Raw genomic sequence first — 21,758 nt, 5'->3', positions numbered from 1 at the left:
CGGCCACGCATCACCAGCGGCGCCCGTGTCCACGCGGCGCACCACCGGCGAACAGGGAGCCTGGAGTCAGTGCAAGCCATCGGCGAGAACACCGTGTTGGCGCAGCGCTACACGTTGACCCGCAAACTGGCGGGTCGCCAAGAGCAGGAGCAGTGGCTCGCGACCGACTCGACCCTCGGTCGGGAGGTCACCGTCACCGTCTTCGAGGCCGACTCGACGCACGCCGAGGCCGCACTCGACAGCGCCCGCCGCGCCGCCGGCGTGGAGGACCGCCACCTGCCTCGCGTCCTCGACGTGGGCAGCGAGGACGGCACGGCATACGTCATCACCGAGGCACTGCACGGGGCCGAGTCGATCGCCGCCATGCTGCAGTTCGACCCGCTGCCCGCCGAGGAGGTCCGCCGGATGATCGGCGAGGCAGCCAGCGGACTCGGCGCGGCCAGCGCCCGCGGGCTGCACCACCTACAACTCACCCCGCACGACATCGTCACCTCACCGGACGGCGCGGTCTCCGTGCTCGGCCTGTCGACCGACGCGGCACTCGCCGGCGCCGACGACCTGTCCTCGGAGGAGGCTTCCCGCGCCGACACCGTCGCGCTCGTCCAGGTCGCGTATGCCGGGCTGACCCGCCGCTGGCCAGGCGACGAGCCGGTGCCCGGCCTGGAGAGCGTCAGCCGTCGGGCCGACGGCGAGTTGCCCGCACCCAGCGAGCTCGCCCACGGCGTGCCCGGCGACCTCGACACGCTGTGCCGCACGACCCTCGGCGCCGACGAAGGACCCCGCACACCCGGCGAGCTGGCCCGCCAGCTCGCACCCTGGTCGTCCGAGCGGGTCACGACGTCCACCCGGCGCACTACCGGCTCCGGCGGGGCGGCCGCCGCTACCTTGAGCGCCGTGCCCGGCGGTGACCACGGTTCGGTCGACGCACCGGCGGACCCCGACGCCGCCTCGGATGACGCCACCCGGCCGATCGCCCGCGAGCCGGAGTCCGCACAGCCCGCGGTGCCCGCGCGCACGCCACTGCCCAGAGCCGCAGCGCCGGCCGGTGACCCCAACGATGACACCGCGCAGATCTCCACCAGTGACGTGCGGCGCGCCCGGCAGCGCACCGCCGCGGCACACGGCACGGAAGCCGCCGGCTCCACTGACACCGACACTGACATCGAGGACGACGACTACGACCCCTCGTTCAGCGACCTCGAGCCGCCGGTCCCCGGCCTCGACGGCCACTTCGAGCCCGACCACCAGAGCAGCCGGCTGGCGCTCCTGCTGGTGGCGCTGCTGGTCATCGTCGCGGTGATCTTCGCGGCCATCGGGCTGCGCGGCATCGGCGGCTCCGACGAGCCGTCCGACGCCGCATCGTCGGCTGGGTCGCCCGCGGCGAGCGGCTCGGCGAAGACATCGAAGTCGACCTCCTCGAAGCCGAAACCGACGGCCAAGCCGCTGCAGATCGAGCGCACCACGTCATACGGCATCAACGGCGGCGACAACTCCGGGCTGGCCGCGAAGGCCACCGACGACGACACCGACTCGGCCTGGACGAGCTTCGACTACAACACCGAGGACGGACGTGGCGGCGGCCAGGGCACCGGCCTGCTGCTCAACCTCGGTAGCGTGAAGTCCGTGGACAGGGTCAAGATCACCACGACCGGCGGTCCGTCGACGATCAAATTCTTCGTCAGCGACAAGATCGAGCCGGTCAGCTCGCGCGAGCCGGAGACCACCCTGAACGGCAAGGGCACCCAGACCGCGCAGCTGGACGGCGTGGACGCGCAATACATCACCATCTGGGTGACCAAGCTGAGCAAGCAGTCCAACGGCAAGTTCCAGGAACAGATCACCGACATCAAGGTCTATTCGTGACTGATCTGGCCGAGACCAGCGACCGCGAGCTGCTCGCGGCGCACTGCGCGGGTGACCCGGACGCCTTCGGGGAGCTCTTCCGACGGCACAAGGACCGCATGTGGGCGGTGGCGCTGCGGACCACGCGCGACCCGGAGGTTGCCGCCGACGCCGTGCAGGACGGCTTCATCTCGGCGTTCCGCCGGGCCGACTCCTTCCGCGGCGACGCACAGGTGACCACCTGGCTGCACCGCATCATCGTCAACGCCTGCCTGGACCGGCTGCGCCGGATCAAGCCGACGTCCGAGCTGCCCGAATACGACCTGGCCGACCGCCACGACGCACACTCCAGCACCGTCGTGCGCCTGGACGTGCAGGAAGCCCTCGGCCAGATCCCGGAGGGCCAGCGCCTCGCGCTGACCCTGGTCGACATGCAGGGTGTCCCGGTCGCCGAGGCGGCCGAGGTCCTCGGTGTCGCCGAGGGAACCATCAAGTCGCGCTGTGCGCGCGGCCGCACGGCACTGGCCGAGCTGCTCCGTGACAAACACGGGGACGGCTACGTCGGCGGCACCTGATGTCGCGCGTTGCCCGATCCGATGGAACCCACGGGCCGGCCGGCTCGTCCGACCCACGACTGATGTTGGTCTCCCCACACTCCAACTGCACCCCCGCAGGACGGAACCACCACCTGGCATTCGTCGTCTCAGCTACTGAACCGATTGGAGGAAGCCGTGACGACACCTCCCGATGACTTCGAGGACGACCCCACGGGCATGCGCGATCTGCTGCGCTCGCTGCCCGACCCCGGGCCGATGCCGCAGGACGTCTCGGACCGGATCACCGCTGCGCTGGCCGAAGAACAGACCAAGCGCTCGACCGACGACCACAGCAATGTGACGCCGCTGACCCGGACCGGGCGCACCACGAGCCGGCCCGGGCCCGGCCGCCGGGCGATGCAGGCTGTCGGCGGACTGGTCGCAGCCGCCGCCGTGGCTGCCGTCGCGGTGGTTGGCGTCAACTCGCTGCAGGACGACAAGGTCCCCGCGTCCGCCGTGCCCTCCGGTGGCTCGCACCACTCGGAGAGCTCCGCCGAGCTGGCCGAGCGCGTGCAACTGGACAGCACCGGCACCCGCTACACCAAGGCCTCGTTCAACACGCAGGCCGCGAGTATGGCGGCCGGCACCAACCGCGGGCACATCCCCGCACAGGACCTGCTGTCGCAGTTCGGCTCGCTCACCAAGCCGAGCGCGATCATCAGCTGCGTCCGGTCGGTCGGTGGCTCGCTGCTGGACAACCCGTCGAGCATCAAGGTCGACTTCGCCACCTACGACAACAAGCCGGCGCTGGTCGTCGTGGTCACCAAGGGCAGTCACAAGACCGCCTTCGCCGTGTCGACGAGTTGCAGCAAGGACAGCACGCCCTACGCCGCGCCCCGGTCGGTCTGACGCTTCGCGCACACTCGTCCCGTGTCGGGCGCGCTCTGTGCAGAGCGCTCGGCACGGGGAGACTTGTGTGGGATGACCCGGATGGACCGCACATGTATGCCTCGGAACATTCCCGACATACCATCTGTTGTGCTCTACGAGCCCGCCACGCGGCTGGGCCGACCGTCGATCTGAGCGCAGCACCGACCCACCGCCAAGAGTAAGGACAGTCCGTGAGCGAGCCTCGCAACCTGATCATCATCGGTTCCGGGCCGGCCGGATACACCGCCGCTGTGTATGCCGCCCGGGCCAACCTGCACCCGCTGGTCTTCGAAGGCTCGGTCACTGCCGGTGGTGCGTTGATGAACACCACCGAGGTGGAGAACTACCCCGGGTTCGCCGACGGGATCATGGGTCCCGAGCTGATGATGCAGATGCGTGAGCAGGCCGAGCGGTTCGGCGCCGACCTGGTCCGTGACGATGTCACCTCGGTCGAGCTGACCGGCGACGTCAAGCGGGTCACCGACGGTGAGGGCAACGTGCACGAGGCCCATGCCGTGGTCCTGGCGATGGGGTCGGCATACCGCGAGCTGGGTCTGGAGGACGAGAAGCGGCTGTCCGGCCACGGCGTCTCCTGGTGCGCGACCTGCGACGGAGCGTTCTTCCGTGACCAGGACATCATGGTCGTGGGCGGCGGCGACTCAGCGATCGAGGAAGCGACCTTCCTGACCCGGTTCGCCAAGCAGGTCACGGTCGTGCACCGCCGCGACGAGTTGCGGGCCTCGAAGATCATGGCCGACCGGGCACATGCCAACGACAAGATCGACTTCGCCTGGAACAGCCAGGTCACCGGCATCCACGGCGACCCCAAGGTCTCTTCGGTCACGCTCACCGACACCGGCACCGGGCAGACCCGCGAGGTCGACACGTCCGCCGTCTTCGTCGCCATCGGGCACCTGCCGCGCAACGAGCTTGTCGTGGGTCAGGTGGACACTGACGACGAGGGATACGTTCTCGTCGGAGAAGGCACCACCGCAACCAACCTGCCCGGTGTCTTCGCCTGCGGCGACCTGGTCGACCACACCTATCGGCAGGCCATCACCGCTGCCGGCACCGGTTGCGCCGCAGCCCTCGACGCCGAGCGCTTCCTCGCCGCACGCGACGAGGCCGGGGCCCCCGACAAGGACGCCGCTCAGACCGTTTCGGCCTGAGCGGACCGCTGGATTTCCTTCATTCCCAACGCCTTTCGGCATACACCACAAGGAAAGGAGCATCCGAGATGGGTGCGAACACCAAGGACACCTCCGACGCGACCTTCGAGGCCGACGTTCTCAAGAGCGACAAGCCGGTGCTGGTCGACTTCTGGGCGCCCTGGTGCGGGCCGTGCAAGATGATCGCCCCGATCATCGACGAGATCGCCGCGGCCAACTCCGACAAGCTGACCGTCGTCAAGCTCAACACCGACGACAACCCCCGCACGTCCGCCAAGTACGGCATCACCGGCATCCCGACGCTGAACGTCTACCAGAATGGCGAGGTCGTCAAGAGCATCGTCGGTGTCATGCCGAAGCCGAAGCTCGTCAAGGAGCTCGAGCCCTTCATCGGCTGAGCAATCTACTCGCTGCACAGAGCGGTGTCCTCGAATCTCGTTCGGGGACACCGCTTTTCGTATGTCTTACAACTGTGGTGAGTCGGGTCGGTGGCTGGGTTGTGGGTGCGCCGAGCCCGTCGTGGCGCCGGTCTCACTCCGTTGCACTCCGCTAGCGCTCCGTTCCACTGCATAGGCCCGGCGCCACGACGAACTCACCACCCCTTGCTGCTTACCTTGCCCCGTCGGCCAGCGGCCCCGATCGGGACTGACCTGGAACGGACGCTGGGTGAAGTGCTCTCCGCTCGGCGATCGGACACGCCGAGTGGGTAGACGCGTGTCCGCGTGCCACACCTCGGGGCGCGTCGCAACACAGCGCGGCAAGACTCGACGAGACGCGGCCATTCGGAGGCACGAGGGACGACGACCAATTCGTGGCACGTGGCACGTGGGACCAAGGAGGACTCCGGCTCCACGTCGTCGTGGTCTGACCACGTCCCGGATCGGGCGTATCATGAATGTCGTAGGGGCCGTTTCGTGCGAGGCCGATCAGGCTTCGCCTACCCTGCGTCGTCGGCCACGACTCGTGTCGACGGACGCGCGTTCATCAGCTTCCCCTGGTGTATGTCGCCGACAACAGCTCCACTCTCGCGCACGCCGAATACCGTTCTGGTAGGGGCGCATTCGCTGCTGATTGCCGGGTCTCTCCGGCCGTCTCGACTTTCCAGATTCACCTCTTCTGCAGCTCCCGAAGGGAGCACATCATGTTCACGACACCCATCCGCGTGGTCGCCTGCTGGATCGTTTATGGCTGGCCGACACTGACCGGGCCGCGGTCCCCAGCACACCCGAACACACCACTAGGACCATCACGTAGCGGAGTGTGGTCCTGATGACTGCCGCACCGGTCGCACCGTCAGTCACGACCATCCGGTGGAGCCTGAGCGGCACCCGCGGCACAGGTCCTTCCGATGGCGCGTGGTGGCCACACAGTACGGACCTGGGCGCCGAGATCGCCGACCTTGACGTGGCGGTGCACGATCACTTCCACGAGCGGATCGCACGGGTCTCATACACCCAAGGCCAATGGCCACCAGCACCCCGCAAGATCCACACCACGCTCGGTATCACCAAGCTCGGCTGGTTCACCCACGCCCGCTACCCCGAGAACATCATTCTCTCCCTGACCGGGTACACCCGACTCGTCCTCACCGTGATCCCATCCGACACCGACACACACTTCGCGAAGATCGTCCTGGCGGGCTACGGCACCGTGATCAACGACCCCACCGAAGCCCCTGACAACGCCGCCGCATCACCCGAAGAAACCGGCGCCTGGGACAACGAAGGCGGCCACCCTGATACCCGCAGTACAGCCCGCTACGGGCACCCCTTCAACTGACCTCTCAGCAACAAGGCCCCAGCGCAGGAAAGGCGGTAGCCATGGGTAACGGGACATCACCTCGTGTCTCTGGCTCCGCCCAAGGACCGGACACCGAGGGCATGGCGGGTGTGATCACCCCGCACTTGCGCGGCTGGTTTCACCTGGTGATGACACCCCTAGCGATCACCGCCGGGATCGTGCTGATCATCCTGTCACCGGACACGCCAGCCCGGATCGGTGCGATCACCTTCACCGTGACCGCCGGACTGCTGTTCGCGACCTCGGCCGCATACCACCGCGGCACCTGGACCCCAGCCGTGCAACGCCGGCTCATGCGCATCGACCACTCCAACATCTTCTTGATCATCGCCGGCACCTACACGCCCTTCGCGCTCATGCTGCTGAACCGGACACAAGCCACCGCCCTGCTGTCCCTGGTCTGGGGCGGTGCGATCCTGGGCATGGCGTTCCGGGTCTGCTGGATCGGCGCACCCCGCTGGCTATACGTGCCGATCTACCTCGCGCTCGGCTGGGTCGCGATCTTCTACATCGGCCCATTCGCCCGCACAGGCGGGCCCGCCGTCATCACCCTCATCGCCATCGGCGGACTCCTGTACACCCTCGGCGCGATCGTCTACGGCACCAAACACCCTGACCCATCACCACAATGGTTCGGCTTCCACGAAATCTTCCACACCCTCACCACGACCGCATTCATCACCCACTACGTCGCCATATCGATCGTGACCTACACCAACCCCACTACTTGAGCTCGGCCGATTCGGACCGAGAGCAACCGGCGAACGGTCAACCGCGTGGGGCCAACTCGAACCGTCACGGTGGGGCCAAACCAACTTGCCATAGGCAGGTATTGGGGGCTCGACCGAGCTCAGTGGCCATGTCGGGCAACGGCATGCAACCGATCAGCCAGCAACAGAGAACAACAACAGTACACAGACGGAGGTATGCGGCGAAGGCGGCGGGTGCGTCGTCGACCCGGGCCTATGAGCGAGCGGAGCGCTAGCGGAGCGAGGGAGTGAGACCGGGGCGGCGGCGTGGCCGCCGCCCCACCAAGGCAACCACGTGAAACATGTCGCGCATCAACGTGTTTCACGTGCAACCTCAGTCGCGCTGAACGCCCAACTGATCCATGATGCGGTTCAGGTCCTCGACGCTGGCGAACTCCACGGTCAGCCGGCCACGCTTCTTGCCGAGGGCGATCTTGACGCGGGTGTCGAGCTGATCGGAGAGGTTCGCGGCCAACGAGTCGAGTTGCGGGTGGTGCTGCCCGGCCCGCGGGGAGCGGCGCACCGACTTCTCCTTGTCGCCACCGAGCGCGACGATCTCCTCGGTGCTGCGGACGGACAGGCCCTCGGCGACGATCCGTTGAGCCAGTCGCTCCATGGCGGCCGCGTCGGCCAGGCCGAGCAGGGCACGAGCGTGTCCGGCCGACAGGACACCCGCCGCAACACGGCGCTGAACCAGGGCGGGCAGCTTGAGCAGTCGCAGCGTGTTGCTGATCTGCGGGCGGGAGCGACCGATGCGGCCCGCGAGCTCCTCATGTGTGCAGCTGAAGTCGTCCAGCAGCTGCCCGTATGCCGCGGCTTCTTCGAGTGGGTTCAGTTGTGCACGGTGCAGGTTCTCCAGCAGGGCGTCGCGCAACATGTCGTCGTCGCCCGTGCTGCGGATGATCGACGGGATCGACTGCCTGTCTGCTGCCTTACTCGCGCGCAACCGACGCTCACCCATGATGAGTTCGTAGGTGACGCCTGCCTCGGCGGCGTCGGTAGCGGACAGGCGGCGGACCACGATCGGCTGCAGCACGCCGATCTCCCGGACACTGTGGACCAGCTCGGCAAGCTCGTCCTCATCGAAGACGGTGCGTGGTTGTCGCGGGTTCGGACGGATCTGGTCGATCGGCAACTCAGCGAAGGTTGCGCCCGGCACTTCCCGCAGCTCCTCGACGGCTTCATCACTCGTCGAGTCGGTCGTTATGTCCGATGCATTGCTCGTCGTGTCCTTCGGCAGCACGGTCGATTCGTCGGCCGCTCCAGACGCCTCAGCCGTCGTCTGCTCGATTGACGCGGGTTTCGGCCCGGTTTCTGTCTGCTCGGCGTCGGTCGCTTTGGTGTGCGGTGCGTCCGCTCGCTCATTGTTTCCCGTGAAACGTTCCTCACCGGACGGGGTCGTCGGCTTCGCCACCCGCGATCCCTCAGGGAAGAAGACGTCGGAAGGTCGGGGCGCTCCGGGGGTTTGTGCTGGTGCTGTCGGGATCAAGGCACCCAGGCCGCGCCCGAGTCCGCGTCGTTTTTCGCTCACTCGTCGATCTTAGTGTGTTGCATCGCCATCTCTTTGGCAGCCTCGGCATACGACAAGGCGCCGCTGCTGGACGGATCGTAAGTGAGGACCGTCTGCCCGTGGCTGGGCGCTTCGGAAATGCGGACAGACCGCGGGATCGATGCCTTCAGTACCTGATCGGTGAAGTGCGCCCGGACCTCGTCGGCGACCTGTGCCGACAGGCGGGTGCGCGCGTCATACATCGTCAACAGGATCGTCGACACGTGCAGCTGCGGGTTGAGGTGCGCCCGGATCAGCTCGATGTTCTTCAGCAGCTGGCTCAGTCCCTCAAGGGCGTAGTACTCGCACTGGATCGGGATGAAGACCTCTTCGGCAGCAACGAACGCGTTCACGGTGAGCAGTCCGAGACTCGGCGGGCAGTCGATCAAGATGAAGTCGAATCGTCCGGCCGGACCCGGCTCCTGCTGGTAGTGCTCAATCGCGCGCTTGAGCCGTGATTCACGTGCAACCAGCGAGACCAGCTCGAGCTCTGCGCCGGCCAGGTCGATGGTGGCTGGCGCGCACCACAACCCGGCGATGTCCGGGCACTCCTGCAGCACACCGGCAAGTTCGTCGTCCTCGACGACTACGTCATACACGCTCGGGACCTCAGCGTGGTGCGGTATGCCGAGCGCGGTGCTCGCGTTGCCCTGCGGGTCGATGTCGATGACCAGCACCTTCAGGCCGAACTGCGCAAGCGCGGCGGCGACGTTCACCGTCGTGGTGGTCTTGCCGACGCCGCCCTTCTGGTTGGAGATTGTGAGCACGCGGGGACGCTCCGGAGGAACGACCTTTCCCTCGGACAGCCGTGCGCGGCGGCGCGCCTGGTCGGCGAGCTGGTCCGCCAGCGGCGAAGAGACTAGAGTCTCGTCCACCAGGGCCGGCTCCGCCGGTTTCGCAGGAGAAGCCGTTTCACGGGAAACCGGGCGCTCGTCACCCTCTGCGCCCGCGTCGCTCACGGCGCGCGTTTCACGGGAAACGTCCGTCGCATCGTCCGCTTGCGTGACGTCATTCGTGGCTCCATCGACCGGGACCGCTCCCGCGGGCAACGGGTGCAGCGGGCCGATCTGGACGGTCGGCTCCAACCTCGCCGCATTGCGCCAACCGACGGGTTCCCCACTGGCGGTCGTGCTCGCGGAACCTTGCCAGCCTGTGGGCAGCGACGTTGTGCTCACCGTTCGCCTCTTCCGTTCGTCGTTCAGATCCAGCGGCCGAGAGCGACCGTTGGTGGACGTCAACCGGTCTTCCCGGCCCCGCCGGGTCGATTGCCGTGACTCTTGCGTCGTTTGCCGGATTTGGTCGATCTGGCGACCTTCGCACCGGTCTTGCTGAGGCGCTGCGGTGAACCGACCGCAAGTCGGGCGACTGTGGTGGGTTCATCCAGCACCCCCACCCCGCATTCGACCACATCGATGTCGGTGACACCGGCCCTGTGCAGCAACGCTCTGCTCTGGTCGATCTCCTCGCCAACGGAGGCGCCCTTCATCGGCAGCCACCAACCACCGGGCCGGACCAGCGGCATCGACCAGATCGCCAGCGTTTCCAGCGCTGACACCGCACGCGATGTGACGACGTCGGCCGGTGGGAGCTCGTCCCACAAGGCCTCCGCCCGACCGCGGACCACAGTGACGTTTGTCAGCTCGAGTTCGTCGATCACTTCGTCGAGCCAGCGGACCCTGCGCAGCAACGGTTCCACCAGGGTCACCGACAGGTCCGGCCGGCGGATCGCGATCGTCAGGCCGGGCAGGCCGGCCCCGCTTCCGACGTCGATGACAGACGACTCCGGCTCGATCAGCTCTGTGATGACGGCACAGTTCAGGATGTGACGTTCCCACAGCCGCGGTGCCTCACGCGGCCCGATGAGTCCACGGATCACCCCGGATCCGGACAGCACCTCGGCATAGCTGATCGCCACCGGCAACCGATCGCCGAAGATCTCGCGCGCCGCCGCGGGCGCAGGCGGGACCTCAGCGGTCTCCAGAGCTGCAGAGCCGTGCCCCACCCACTCCGACCGGTCCGGGTCATCCTGTTTCACGTGGAACGCCTCAGTCGTCGGCGGGCAGAACCACCACGAAGCGTCGCGGCTCGGCACCCTCCGACTCCGAGCGCAGCCCGCCAGCGAGCACTGCGTCGTGAACGACCTTGCGCTCGAATGCCGACATCGGGTCCAGCGCGACGCGCTCGCCGTCGGCCTTCACGGAGGCAACCGCGTCCTCGGCGACCTTCACCAGCTCGGCCCGACGGTCGGCGCGGAACCCCCCGACATCGAGCATCAGCCGGCTGCGGTTGCCGGTCTCGGCCTGCACCGCGAGGCGGGTCAGCTCCTGCAGTGCATCCAGCACCTTGCCGTTCGGCCCCACCAGACGGCGCGGCACCCGACCCTCCTCGGAGTCCACTATCGACACCGACGCCCGGTCGCCATCGACATCGACATCGATGTCGCCGTCCATGTCGACGATGTCCAGCAGCGTCTCCAGGAAGTCCGCCGCGATCTCACCCTCGCGGTCCAGGTCAACGGTCTTGTCCGCGGCCCTGTTGCTCGTCTCGGTCTCCGCCGTCTCGTCGGCCGACACCGGATCGTACGTCGTCACGTCCGTCATTTTCTCTCCCAGTGCACTTGCTCGCGTTGATCTGTGGGGCGATTCGGATCAGTTGAACCGCCTGCAGCGGCCGGGATCTCGGCCGCTGCGACGAAAAAGGAAAGCGCTCAGCGTTTGCGCTTCTTGTTGTTGCGTTTGGGTTGGACGCGTTGCCCGCCGGCCTTGCCGGCAGTCCCACCGTCAGCAGTCACCAGACCAGGAGTCCCCGGCGGCGTCTTGGACTTGGCCAGCGACACGGACGCGTCCTCGGTCTCCGGCTCGTCACCGTCCTTGTGCAGCCCCGGGATGCTCAGCTTGGTGATCGGCTTGCCCTTGGCGGCCCGACGCTGCTCGAGCGCCTGCTCCGCGGCCGAGCCGGGCGCCGGCATACGGCGGATCGTGTAGAACTGCTGGCCCATCGACCACAGGTTCGTGGTGACCCAGTAGAGCAGGATACCGATGGGGAAGTTGGGGCCGGTGATGAAGAAGAACAGCGGCATCAGGTACATGATGTACTTCTGCTGCTTCGCCATCGGGTTGTCCAAGGCCGAGGCCGGCATGTTCTTGCGCATCAGCTGGTGCTGCGTGGTGAACATCGTCAACGCCATCAACACGATCAGCACCGTCGCCAGGATCCGCGTCGCCGCGACGTCCGATGCGCCCGGGTGCAGGAATCCCGCAGAGAGCTGCACGCCGAACAACGTCGACTGCTCGGCCTGGTGGGCCGCGGACTGGGTCATCCAGCCGATCGGATCGTGCTCGCCGCTGCCGATGTCCTTCAAGCGGTCCAGCACACGGAACAACGCGAAGAAGAACGGTGACTGGATGAGCATCGGCATACAGGACGAGAAGGGGTTGGTGCCCGCCTTCTTGTAGAGCTCCATCGTCTCCTCAGTCATCTTCTGACGAGACTCGGCGTCCTTCTTGCCCTTGTATTTCTTCTGGATCTTCTGGATCTCCGGCTGGATCAACTGCATCCGCCGCGAGGACTTGATCTGCTTGACGAACAGCGGGATCAGCATGATGCGCAGCACGAGCACCAGGCCGACGATGGACAACGCCCACGTCCAACCGTTGGCAGCGGGCAGCCCGACAGCGGTGAAGACCTTGTGGAACCCCACCATGACGAAGGCGACGAACCATTCGAGTGGGTAAAGGATCGTGTCGAAGAAGTCGTAGATGGCGGAGTCCTTGTTAGTGAACGGCTAAGTGAGCGGCTGCGGCGTAGGTGCGCCGCACTAGTGGAGCGGCGCCGGCGCCCGTGCGCCGGAGTCGTCCGCGGTGACACGAGGCGGAACGTGGTCGACGCCGCCAGGGTTCCAAGGGTTGCAGCGGAGCAGCCGACGCATCGTCAGCCAGCCACCCTTGAACAGCCCGAACCGGTTCAGCGCCGTGATGGCGTATGCCGAGCAGCACGGCGCGAACCGGCAACTCGGTGGAAGGAGCGGGGAGATCAGGATCTGGTAGAGCCGGACCAGCCATACCAACGGTCGTGCGAGCACCCGGGCGACAGCCATGAGATCACCGACGCCTCGAGACGGCCGTCTCGAGCAGGCCGTCGAGATCGTGACGCAACTGGTGGCCCGACGCGGACCCGGCCGCCGGGTTCGCGCGGATCACCACATCGACGTGCTCCGGCACGGTGGGCAACAGCGCCGCCATCCGGTGCCGCAGCACACGCTTGGTGCGATTACGCACCACCGCGTTGCCGACGGCCTTGGAGACCACCAGTCCGACCCGGTTGCCGTCCGCAGCGGACGTCGCGGCCGTCACGACCAAGCGTGGGCCTGCCGCCCGGCCCGAACGACGACTGCGCAACACCGCGGAGAAGTCCGCACTGTCACGCAGTCGATGGTTCGTGGGAAGCACTGTCGCCCGTTCGGACGCCGAGGGAAACCCTCAGGCCGAGATCTTGGCGCGGCCCTTGGAGCGGCGCGCCGACAAGATCGAGCGGCCGGCGCGAGTGCGCATCCGCAGGCGGAAGCCGTGCACCTTGGCGCGGCGGCGGGTGTTGGGCTGGAAGGTGCGCTTGCTCACTGTCGTCTCCGTCGGAAATGTGCGAACCCACGGTGGGTCCGAATCGTGCTCGGTCATAGGGTCTTCGCTGTGACCGGAAGTCCGGCTCGCCGAGATCGGCAGTCAGGACTGCTCGGCCACCTGCCGGAAGGAACCGTGCTGGTCAGGCAGGCGGGCGCGAAGAAAGCTCCCGGTTACGATACGGTCCGCCACTCCACAGGGTCAAACTGAGCAGCAGCGCACCCGCGACCGCGCCGGGCCACAGGTCGAACCCCTCAGTGAAGGACGTTCGGCCGGCACTGCCAAGTCGCCACGCCGGACACGGACGAAATTCTTCGCTCTCCGGGCTTGCCGGGCTCGCGTCCAAGTTGTTAGCGTCGGCGTCTTCCGGACGGTCCCGCCGCGGGCGGTGATATCGCCCTCACTCATTCACAGCCTGTGGATAACTATGTGGATTAACGGCGTAGCATGTCTGTCGGCGAGCTAACCTCGCCAGACCTCGTACGCCATTTGTCAGGGAGGACACAGCGCTGTGAGCGAACCGGATGTCGACCTCGCTCACGTGTGGCACGGCGCGATGCTCGGGATCGAGGACTCCGGGATCCCGGCCCGTGATCGGGCCTATCTGCGGCTCGCTCGGCTCTCCGGCCTGATCGGTGACACGGCGGTGCTGGCGGTGCCGTTTCCGCAGACCAAGGTGTTCGTCGAGACAACACTGAGTGAGCCGATCTGTCAGGCACTCGGTGAGCAGCTCGGCACCGACATACGCCTCGCCGTGACCGTCGACGACAGCCTGCGACCGGCCGATGACGACGTGCCCGAGGCACCCCGGCCCGCGGCGCCCGATCCACAGCCCGCCGCCGACGAGGACCTCTTCACCGCTGCGGCAGCGCGCCAGCGGCAACCCACGACCACCGAGCCGGTGCAGGATGCGCGGCTGAACCCCAAATACACCTTCGACACGTTCGTGATCGGGGCGAGCAACCGGTTCGCGTGCGCCGCCGCGCAGGCGGTCGCCGAGACGCCGGCACGGTCCTACAACCCGTTGTTCGTGTATGGCGAGAGCGGCCTGGGCAAGACGCACCTGCTCCATGCGATCGGCAACTACGTCCGCAACTACTACCCGCACATGCGGGTGCGCTACGTGAACTCTGAGGAGTTCACCAACGACTTCATCAACTCGATCCGTGACGACAAGGCCTCGAGTTTCCAGAAGCGCTACCGCGACAACGTCGATGTGCTGCTGATCGACGACGTGCAGTTCCTGCAGGGCAAGGACGGCACGCAGGAGGAGTTCTTCCACACCTTCAATGCGCTGCACAACAGCGAGAAGCAGATCGTGCTGACCTCGGACCAGCCACCGAAGATGCTGTCGGGGCTGGAGGACCGCATGCGGTCGCGCTTCGAGTGGGGGCTGACCACCGATGTGAAGCCGCCGGACCTGGAGACCCGCATCGCCATTCTGCGCAAGAAGGCCGTCGCCGACTCGATGCACATGCCCGACCAGGTGCTCAGCCTGATCGCGAGCAAGGTCCCCAGCAACATCCGTGAGCTCGAAGGTGCGTTGATCCGGGTCACGGCATACGCCTCGGTCTCCAACCAGCACGTCACCGAGGAGCTGGCCGGCCGGGTGCTGAAGGACCTGATGCCCAGCGCGAGCTCGGGGCAGATCAGCGCGACCGCGATCATGCGGCAGACCGCGAAGTACTTCGGCCTGTCCGTCGAGGAGCTGTGCGGCTCGTCGCGTTCCCGCACGTTGGTCAACGCCCGGCAGATCGCGATGTACCTGTGCCGCGAGCTGACCGACCTGTCGCTGCCGAAGATCGGCCAGCAGTTCGGCGGCCGCGACCACACCACGGTCATGCATGCCGACCGCAAGATCCGGCAGCTGATGGGCGAGCGCGCCAACCTCTACGAGCAGATCAGTGAGCTGACGACGCAGATCCGGCGCGCGACTGCCTGAGCATCCACCACCTCTCCACACCGCTGTCCACATCCGCTGTGGACAGCGGTGTCGTCTTGTCGGCGTCGACAACCTGCTCAGAACACGCTCCTGCGGCGGTCGAGATCGACGAAGATCGCTCCCGACAGCGCGCGACTGTGATTTCATCCACACCCTGTGGATAAAGGTGTGGGTAGTTTTCCCAATGTTCACCATGGGACGGGTGTTACGACGCGGTTCGTCCACACCGGGCGGTGTGCAGAACCCCTGTCAGCTGTGGAAAACCGCCGTCGCTGATGGCACCAACCTCTGGACAGCCTGTGGACAACGTCCTTCGTCCACTGACGACCCGAGTTATCCACAGGCACCGTCCCGAAGTTCTCCACACCCGACCTCGGCCGTATGACGCCGCTCGCGCGAGTTCTCCACACTTTCCACAGCTGCTACTACCCCTACCAACCGGAGAGAGATGGCGTTTTCGCCATTGCCCGCTGGGGATTCCGGCCCGCTCACCGATCCATCCACCGACATTCAGCTGGCCGACCTCCACCAACCCACGACGCGGCACAACCGGACCACCCGGCAGGTAGCGGCCGCTTGGACGCGGCGACTAGGGTCATGCTGCCCCGGGAAGGCGTCCGCTGCGCGAACGTCGACGCCGCGGACAACAGCGTTTTGCTCCGAGAAGCGTCTCGTCATACCGATGAGTGCTTGAGAACAAGGATGGTTTGTACGTGAAGCTCATCGTCGATCGCGATGTCCTGGCCGAGGCCGTGACCTGGGCCGTGCGCGGCCTGTCCAACCGGCCGCCCGTGCCGGTCCTCGCCGGTGTGCTGCTCGATGCGAGCACCGACGGTCTCACCCTCAGCGCGTTCGACTACGAGGTGTCGGCCAAGGTCACTGTCGACGCGCAGGTCGACGAACCGGGCCAGGTGCTGGTCCTCGGCCGTCTGCTGGCCGAGATCTCCCGCTCGCTGCCCAACAAGCCGGTCACCATCACCGCCGACGAGCACAAGGTCGAGCTGACCTGCGGGTCCAGCCGGTTCTCGCTGCAGCAGATGCCGACGGCCGACTACCCGACCCTGCCGACGTCGCCCGAGCCGACCGGTGCGATCGCCGGCGACGTGTTCACCACTGCTGTCTCGCAAGTGGCCATCGCTGCCGACCGCAGCGACACCCTGCCCATCCTGACCGGCGTGCGCGTGCAGATCGAGGGCGACAAAATCAGCCTCCTGGCGACCGACCGCTACCGGCTGGCGCTGCGCGAGCTGACCTGGAACCCCACCACCGCCGACACCGAGCAGACCGCGCTCATCCCTGCCCGCACGCTGCAGGACACCGCCAAGGCGCTGGGTGCCTCGGGGTCGGTCCAACTCGCCCTCGGTTCGGCCGCCGGCGGCGACGGTCTCGTCGGGTTCGAGGCCGGACAGCGTCGCGCGACGACCCGACTGCTCGACGGCGAATACCCGAAGGTCTCCTCGATCTTCCCCACCAGCGTCGACTCGGTCGCGGTCATCGAGACCGCCGTGCTGACCGAGGCTGTGAAGCGTGTTTCCCTGGTCGCAGAGCGCAATACCCCTGTGCGCCTTCGGTTCTCGGAGGGACAGGTCGCAATCGAGGCAGGTCAGGGCGATGACGCGCAGGCGTCCGAAGCGGTCGAGGCCACCCTCACCGGCCCCGAGATCGAGATCGCGTTCAACCCGCAGTTCCTGCTCGACGGACTCGGCGCACTCGGCACGCAATTCGCCCGTATGTCGTTCACCCAGCCCAAGAGTCCGGCGGTGCTGTCCGGGCAGGCCGAGGCGGACGGCGAAGCTGACGAGTCCTACCGCTACGTCCTGATGCCGGTCCGTTTCGCAAGCTGACCGGCACGGTCGTGCTGCAGGATCCGGAGTAGCGTTCGGGGCAAGTCCCGACATACAGCTCGCGACGTGCAGGTCGCGACATCGACGAAAGGCGTGGCATGCAACTCGGTTTGATCGGCCTGGGCAAGATGGGTGGCAACATGCGTGGCCGCCTCGAGGCGGCCGGGCACGACGTCGTCGGCTACGACACCAACCCGGACGTCTCGGACGTCAAGGACCTCAAGGAGCTGGTGAGCAAGCTCGAGGCACCACGCACCGTGTGGGTCATGGTGCCGGCCGGCAAGATCACCCAGTCGGTGATCGACGAACTCGGCGGCCTGCTCGACAAGGGCGACCTGGTCATCGACGGCGGCAACAGCAAGTTCACCGATGACGCCAAGCACGAGAAGGAGCTCGCCGACAAGGGCATCGCATTCGTCGACTGTGGCGTCTCCGGCGGAGTCTGGGGCAAGGAAAACGGCTACGGCCTGATGGCCGGCGGCTCCGACGCCGACATCGAGCGAGTCATGCCGATCTTCGACGCGCTGCGTCCCGAGGGCCCGCGCGACGAGGGCTTCGTGCATGCCGGCGACGTCGGCTCCGGGCACTACGTGAAGATGGTCCACAACGGCATCGAATACGGGATGATGCAGGCGTATGCCGAGGGCTACGAGCTGCTCGAGGCCAAGGAGATCGTCAAGGACGTGCCCGCCGCGTTCAAGGCCTGGACCCGCGGCACCGTCGTGCGCTCCTGGCTGCAGGAGCTGACCGCGGCCGCGCTGGCGAAGGACGGCGACCTGAGCGGCATCGAAGGCTTCGTCAACGACTCCGGCGAGGGACGCTGGACCGTGCAGGAAGGCGTGGAGTACGGCGTCCCGATGCCGGTCATCTCTGCGTCGCTCTTCCAGCGGTTCTTCTCCCGGCAGGGCACCTCCTCCCCTGCCATGAAGGCCGTCGCTGCAATGCGCAACGAGTTCGGCGGGCATGCCGTCACCAAGAAGGGCGAGAAGGGCATCGTCACCGACCACTGAGCTTTTGCTCTCCGCTCCTCGCAGGTGAGGTGGCGGCGCGGCTCGCGAGCTCGCTCGCGCAGCCACTTCACCTGGTCGTCGCTGCGCGGGGCGTCCGCTTGTCGTGTGGTTGGGTCGGTCATGCCTGTTGCTGTGGCCGAGTTCTCGTTCGGTCGAGTGGTCTTTGCCTCTCACCGAGCCCCGTTGTCGTTCAGTTGAGTTCGTCCGGCCCGTCACCCTGGCCGCGTTTATTCTGCTCCGAAGCCGTGCGGGCGTCGATCGTGTCGAGGTCGCGGACGGCATAGCGCAGGTGCTCCCACTCCTCCTCGAGAATGGTGTGCAGACAAGACAGGGTGGTCTCGGGATAGGCTGGCTCCCACGGGTTCTTGCGCGGGGTGCGCAACTCCTCGGCCGCCACGTCGGCGAGGAAGTCACGCACGAGTGCGAGGTGCTCGGCCCGGACCTCCAGCACTCGCTCGTATGACGGAGCCGGCTCGCTGAAAGCCGCGAGATCGCCACCGTCGGACACAAATTCGGCGTTCGGCTGTCCGACCGGGTGGAACGGCTCCTCGACACCGAAGATCGCCCTCCGCAGCCACACGTCGGTCGCCATCACCAGATGCCGCAGGGTCTGCGCGAAGGACCATTCGTTGTCGATCGACACGTCGACTGTCCCGGTCGGCATCGCGGCGACGCGGTCGACCGCACCCGCCCAGGCACCCTCGACCGCCGACCAGGCCGACCGCAGGGAGTCGGGGTCGGCAGCGTGCCGTTGCTCGCGACCGGGGAACCGCCGGTTGAGCTCGGCGTCGACGAACGGGCGCACGTCGACGCCGTTGACCACCAGCGGCTCGTCGCCGTCGAACAACCACGGCGCGTCGATCTCCGCTCCCGACACGTCGACAGCGCGGGCCACGACGCCGGACAGGTCGGACCGGACGAACTTTGCCCCTTGCAGGCTGACGTCCGAGAACCGCGCACCCCGCAGGTCGTCGGACCCGTCGAAACTGACCATGCTCACCACGATGCCAGTCGGGTCCGACAATCGTCGGCCCTACGGCAGCCCGCGCCTAGACTCGGGCAGGTGTTCGTGCGGCATCTGACTCTGAAGGACTTCCGGTCCTACGAGTCCGCCAACCTCGGACTCACCGACGGGGTCAGCACTTTCGTCGGCCTCAACGGCCAGGGCAAGACCAACGTCGTGGAGGCCGTCGGCTACCTGGCGTCCCTGTCCTCGCACCGTGTCGCGCAGGACGGGCCCCTGGTCCGCGCCGGCGCCGAGCAGGCGATCGTCCGCGGTGCCGTGGTGCGGGACGGCCGTGAGCAGCAGCTCGAGCTGGAGATCAATCCCGGTCGCGCCAACCGCGCCCGGCTGGGACGCTCCCCGGTCACCCGCCCCCGCGACATACTCGGCACGCTGCGCACGGTGCTCTTCGCGCCCGAGGACCTTGCGCTCGTCAAGGGCGATCCGAGCGAACGCCGCCGCTTCGTCGACGACCTGCTCGTCGCCCGGCAGCCGCGCTGGGCCGGTGCCCGCAGCGACTACGACAAGATCCTCAAGCAACGCAACGCCCTGTTGAAGACCGCCCGCACCGCGCCCGATCGGACGGCCGCGCTGGCCACGCTGCCGGTCTGGGACAGCCATCTCGCGTCGGTCGGCGCCAACCTGGTCTACGCACGACTGCGGCTGTTGCGGGACCTGCAGCCCTACCTCAACCTCGCGTATGACGAGGTCAGCGCCGGGCAGTCGGACGCGAAGGTCACCTACAAGAGTTCGCTGTATGACGAACTCGCCGAGCAACTCGCCGCCGGCGAGGTGCCGGAGGTGGCCGAGCTGGAAGCCGGGTTCGCCAAGAGCTTCGAGCAGCAGCACCGTGCCGAGGTGGAGCGCGGCCAGACCCTCGTGGGACCGCACCGGGACGAGCTCGTGCTGCGGCTCGGGACGCTGCCGGCGAAGGGCTACGCCAGCCACGGCGAGTCGTGGTCGTTCGCGCTCGCGCTGCGGATCGCGGCGTTCCAGTTGTTGCGACACGACCTGGGCACCGACCCGGTGCTCGTGCTGGACGACGTCTTCGCCGAGCTCGACGCGGGCCGGCGCCGGCGCCTCGCGCTCATGGTGGCCGACTGCGAGCAGGTGCTGATCACTGCTGCCGTCGACGACGACGTGCCCGAGTCGCTCACCGGCAGACAGTTCACTGTCACGCTGGGCAAGGTCCAGGCACAGGACAGCCGATGAGCGACCACGACCGGGAAGACCAGCAATCCCAGGATCCGCGGGACGTCGAGGAGACCGCGGACCCGCTGGATGCAGTGCGTGACGCCGTCCGGCGAGCGCGAGTCTCGGCGCGGGAGAAGGGTTTTCGTCCCGGCTCACCCGCCGGACGTCGCCCGCGCAAGGCCGCCGACCTCGGGACCGGCCGGGCACGCGACAGCAGCGGCAAGAGCGCCCGCGACCCGGCGATGATCGGCGACCAGCTGGACCGGCTACTCGTCGATCGCGGTTGGCAGGTGGACGTCGCGGCCGGGTCCGTGATGGGCCAGTGGGATGAGATCGTCGGTGCAGCGGTCGCCGCGCACGCGCAGCCAGTTTCCTTCACCGGTGGAGAGTTGACCATCCGCGCCGACTCCACTGCGTGGACCACCCAGTTGCGGCTGTTGTCCTCCACCCTGCTCGGCAATTTCGAGCAGGCGGTGGGAACCGACGTGGTGCAGTCGCTGCGCATCGTCGGGCCCAACGCACCCAGCTGGAAGAAGGGTCCGCGCACCGTGCGGGACGGTCGCGGCCCCCGTGACACCTACGGGTGACCGAAGACGCTCGGCAGTATCCGGACGCTCCCCCGGCCGGTCCACGTACAGTAGGGCGAGTTTTGAGCAGAGCCAACGACCTCTACTGGCAGGGAAAAGAGCAACGTGAGTCATGACCAACCCGGTCAGGGCGACCCGCGCGGGGGGCGGGACGAGTTCGACCACTTCTTCAGCGATCGGGGCAACCCGGACCACCCGGATGCCGGCTCCACCGATCCGGACATGACGGCGTATGCCGACCCGGCATACGCCGACAGCGACCGCACTCAGGCGACCGATCACGCGCCCTACGTGCGGCCGCCGCAGCCGCAGCACGACGAATACGCGGCGGCCGACCAGAGCGGTTACTACCAACCGCCTGCCTATTACGGCGAGCCGCCGCAGCGACGCGGCGCGATGTGGGCACCGGTGGCGGTCATCGTCGCGTCGCTGGCGATCGTGGCCGTCGTGATCGCCCTCATCCTGAACAACTCCAGCGGCAAGATGACCCAGGGCGCGTTCACACCGACGGCGACCGTCACGCAGACGACCACGCCACAGCCGACGCAGTCGAGCAGCTCGCAGTCCAGCTCCAGCACGTCGTCTTCTTCGTCGTCTTCTTCGTCTTCGTCGTCAAGCAGCTCCAGCTCGTCGAGCCATGCCACGAAGCTGCCGGCAGCGGCGGGTGCCTGCCCGGGAACGGACTCCTACGGCACGGGGCCGAAGACGTCGTGCAGTTTCGCCGGGGTCGTCTCCTCGCTCTACAACGCCAAGAAGGACAAGCACGGCAAGGCGTCGTTCCGGGCGAAGTCACCGGCGACGCACGACAACTACAAGGTCAGCTGCTCGGCCGGCTCCTACGTCACGTGTACGACGGAGACCGGCGCGATCATTTACATCCTGCGTAAGTGACGATCGATCCGCGCTGCCGATCGTGCGTCAACGCGTCGTGGACGCGCTGACGGCCCCGGTCGCGTGTGGGGAATCGCGAAGTGATGCGGTCGGCCC

Annotated in this window: 21 protein-coding genes and 1 pseudogene; 13 read left to right on the top strand and 9 right to left on the bottom strand. The window is 67.2% G+C overall.

Going from position 1 to position 21,758, the window contains the following annotated elements; all coding sequences use genetic code 11:
- Nucleotides 1-69: 69 nt before the first annotated feature.
- From ACSZL9_RS16265 to trhA, 7 genes are all read left to right on the top strand, one after another.
- Entirely contained in the window at nucleotides 70-1,863 is a 1,794-nt protein-coding gene (locus tag ACSZL9_RS16265) for a protein kinase family protein (RefSeq protein ID WP_446666559.1), read from the top strand.
- Nucleotides 1,860-2,417 carry an RNA polymerase sigma factor SigM gene (sigM, locus tag ACSZL9_RS16260; protein WP_446666558.1) on the top strand — a complete coding sequence of 186 codons (558 nt, stop codon included), beginning with the start codon at nucleotides 1,860-1,862 and terminating at the stop codon, nucleotides 2,415-2,417. The genes ACSZL9_RS16265 and sigM overlap by 4 nt, the downstream gene beginning before the upstream one ends.
- Before the next feature lie 156 nt (nucleotides 2,418-2,573).
- Entirely contained in the window at nucleotides 2,574-3,287 is a 714-nt protein-coding gene (locus ACSZL9_RS16255; RefSeq protein ID WP_446666557.1) for a hypothetical protein, read from the top strand.
- Between the two features lie 212 nt (nucleotides 3,288-3,499).
- Nucleotides 3,500-4,477, top strand: coding sequence for a thioredoxin-disulfide reductase (trxB, locus tag ACSZL9_RS16250; RefSeq protein WP_446666556.1), 978 nt, complete (start codon nucleotides 3,500-3,502; stop codon nucleotides 4,475-4,477).
- Between the two features lie 68 nt (nucleotides 4,478-4,545).
- Nucleotides 4,546-4,875 (top strand): thioredoxin, encoded by a 330-nt coding sequence (trxA, locus tag ACSZL9_RS16245; RefSeq protein WP_446666555.1) that lies wholly within the window; start codon nucleotides 4,546-4,548, stop codon nucleotides 4,873-4,875.
- A gap of 871 nt (nucleotides 4,876-5,746) precedes the next feature.
- Entirely contained in the window at nucleotides 5,747-6,256 is a 510-nt protein-coding gene (locus ACSZL9_RS16240; protein WP_446666554.1) for a DUF5994 family protein, read from the top strand.
- A 101-nt stretch (nucleotides 6,257-6,357) separates the two neighbouring features.
- Nucleotides 6,358-7,008: a PAQR family membrane homeostasis protein TrhA gene (gene trhA, locus ACSZL9_RS16235; protein WP_446666553.1), complete on the top strand. Its 651-nt coding sequence runs from the start codon at nucleotides 6,358-6,360 to the stop codon at nucleotides 7,006-7,008.
- Nucleotides 7,009-7,360: 352 nt separating this feature from the next.
- On the opposite strand, the gene ACSZL9_RS16230 is transcribed toward trhA, so the two are convergent.
- From ACSZL9_RS16230 to rpmH, 8 genes are all read right to left on the bottom strand, one after another.
- Complete coding sequence (locus ACSZL9_RS16230; RefSeq protein WP_446666552.1) at nucleotides 7,361-8,557, bottom strand: ParB/RepB/Spo0J family partition protein; 1,197 nt, start codon at nucleotides 8,555-8,557, stop codon at nucleotides 7,361-7,363.
- Nucleotides 8,554-9,534: a ParA family protein gene (locus tag ACSZL9_RS16225; protein WP_446666551.1), complete on the bottom strand. Its 981-nt coding sequence runs from the start codon at nucleotides 9,532-9,534 to the stop codon at nucleotides 8,554-8,556. Before ACSZL9_RS16225 ends, ACSZL9_RS16230 begins: the two co-directional genes overlap by 4 nt.
- Nucleotides 9,535-9,809: 275 nt before the next feature.
- Nucleotides 9,810-10,610 (bottom strand): 16S rRNA (guanine(527)-N(7))-methyltransferase RsmG, encoded by an 801-nt coding sequence (gene rsmG, locus ACSZL9_RS16220; protein WP_446666550.1) that lies wholly within the window; start codon nucleotides 10,608-10,610, stop codon nucleotides 9,810-9,812.
- A gap of 10 nt (nucleotides 10,611-10,620) precedes the next feature.
- Nucleotides 10,621-11,175: a Jag family protein gene (locus ACSZL9_RS16215; protein ID WP_446666549.1), complete on the bottom strand. Its 555-nt coding sequence runs from the start codon at nucleotides 11,173-11,175 to the stop codon at nucleotides 10,621-10,623.
- A 107-nt stretch (nucleotides 11,176-11,282) separates the two neighbouring features.
- A complete protein-coding gene (gene yidC, locus ACSZL9_RS16210; protein WP_446666655.1) occupies nucleotides 11,283-12,335 on the bottom strand; it encodes a membrane protein insertase YidC in 1,053 nt (350 codons plus the stop codon).
- A 57-nt stretch (nucleotides 12,336-12,392) separates the two neighbouring features.
- Nucleotides 12,393-12,671 carry a membrane protein insertion efficiency factor YidD gene (gene yidD, locus ACSZL9_RS16205; protein ID WP_446666548.1) on the bottom strand — a complete coding sequence of 93 codons (279 nt, stop codon included), beginning with the start codon at nucleotides 12,669-12,671 and terminating at the stop codon, nucleotides 12,393-12,395.
- Between the two features lie 4 nt (nucleotides 12,672-12,675).
- A complete protein-coding gene (gene rnpA / locus ACSZL9_RS16200) occupies nucleotides 12,676-13,023 on the bottom strand; it encodes a ribonuclease P protein component (protein ID WP_446666547.1) in 348 nt (115 codons plus the stop codon).
- A 30-nt stretch (nucleotides 13,024-13,053) separates the two neighbouring features.
- Entirely contained in the window at nucleotides 13,054-13,191 is a 138-nt protein-coding gene (gene rpmH, locus ACSZL9_RS16195; protein ID WP_446666546.1) for a 50S ribosomal protein L34, read from the bottom strand.
- Nucleotides 13,192-13,702: 511 nt separating this feature from the next.
- On the opposite strand from rpmH, the gene dnaA reads away from it, so the two are divergent.
- The 3 genes and pseudogenes from dnaA to gnd form a co-directional block, all read left to right on the top strand.
- Nucleotides 13,703-15,133 (top strand): chromosomal replication initiator protein DnaA, encoded by a 1,431-nt coding sequence (gene dnaA, locus ACSZL9_RS16190; RefSeq protein WP_446666545.1) that lies wholly within the window; start codon nucleotides 13,703-13,705, stop codon nucleotides 15,131-15,133.
- 713 nt (nucleotides 15,134-15,846) lie between these two features.
- The gene (gene dnaN, locus ACSZL9_RS16185; protein ID WP_446666544.1) at nucleotides 15,847-16,977 is read left to right on the top strand and encodes a DNA polymerase III subunit beta; all 1,131 of its coding nucleotides are present in this window, start codon (nucleotides 15,847-15,849) and stop codon (nucleotides 16,975-16,977) included.
- Between the two features lie 74 nt (nucleotides 16,978-17,051).
- Nucleotides 17,052-17,987: pseudogene (gene gnd, locus ACSZL9_RS16180) on the top strand (phosphogluconate dehydrogenase (NAD(+)-dependent, decarboxylating)); the annotation flags it as partial.
- Nucleotides 17,988-18,177: 190 nt separating this feature from the next.
- Here the strand turns inward: gnd and ACSZL9_RS16175 are convergent.
- On the bottom strand, nucleotides 18,178-18,981 hold the full coding sequence (locus tag ACSZL9_RS16175; protein ID WP_446666543.1) for a DinB family protein: 804 nt from the start codon (nucleotides 18,979-18,981) through the stop codon (nucleotides 18,178-18,180).
- A 69-nt stretch (nucleotides 18,982-19,050) separates the two neighbouring features.
- On the opposite strand from ACSZL9_RS16175, the gene recF reads away from it, so the two are divergent.
- The 3 genes from recF (at nucleotide 19,051) to ACSZL9_RS16160 (ending at nucleotide 21,662) form a co-directional block, all read left to right on the top strand.
- Nucleotides 19,051-20,202 (top strand): DNA replication/repair protein RecF, encoded by a 1,152-nt coding sequence (gene recF, locus ACSZL9_RS16170; protein ID WP_446666542.1) that lies wholly within the window; start codon nucleotides 19,051-19,053, stop codon nucleotides 20,200-20,202.
- A complete protein-coding gene (locus tag ACSZL9_RS16165; protein WP_446666541.1) occupies nucleotides 20,199-20,771 on the top strand; it encodes a DUF721 domain-containing protein in 573 nt (190 codons plus the stop codon). Before recF ends, ACSZL9_RS16165 begins: the two co-directional genes overlap by 4 nt.
- Nucleotides 20,772-20,876: 105 nt before the next feature.
- Entirely contained in the window at nucleotides 20,877-21,662 is a 786-nt protein-coding gene (locus tag ACSZL9_RS16160) for a hypothetical protein (protein ID WP_446666540.1), read from the top strand.
- Nucleotides 21,663-21,758 lie beyond the last annotated feature (96 nt).

The sequence above is a fragment of the Flexivirga sp. B27 genome, assembly GCF_052905685.1.
The sequence above is the reverse complement of the archived record's forward strand: the minus strand, read 5'-3'. Positions and strand labels throughout refer to the sequence as shown.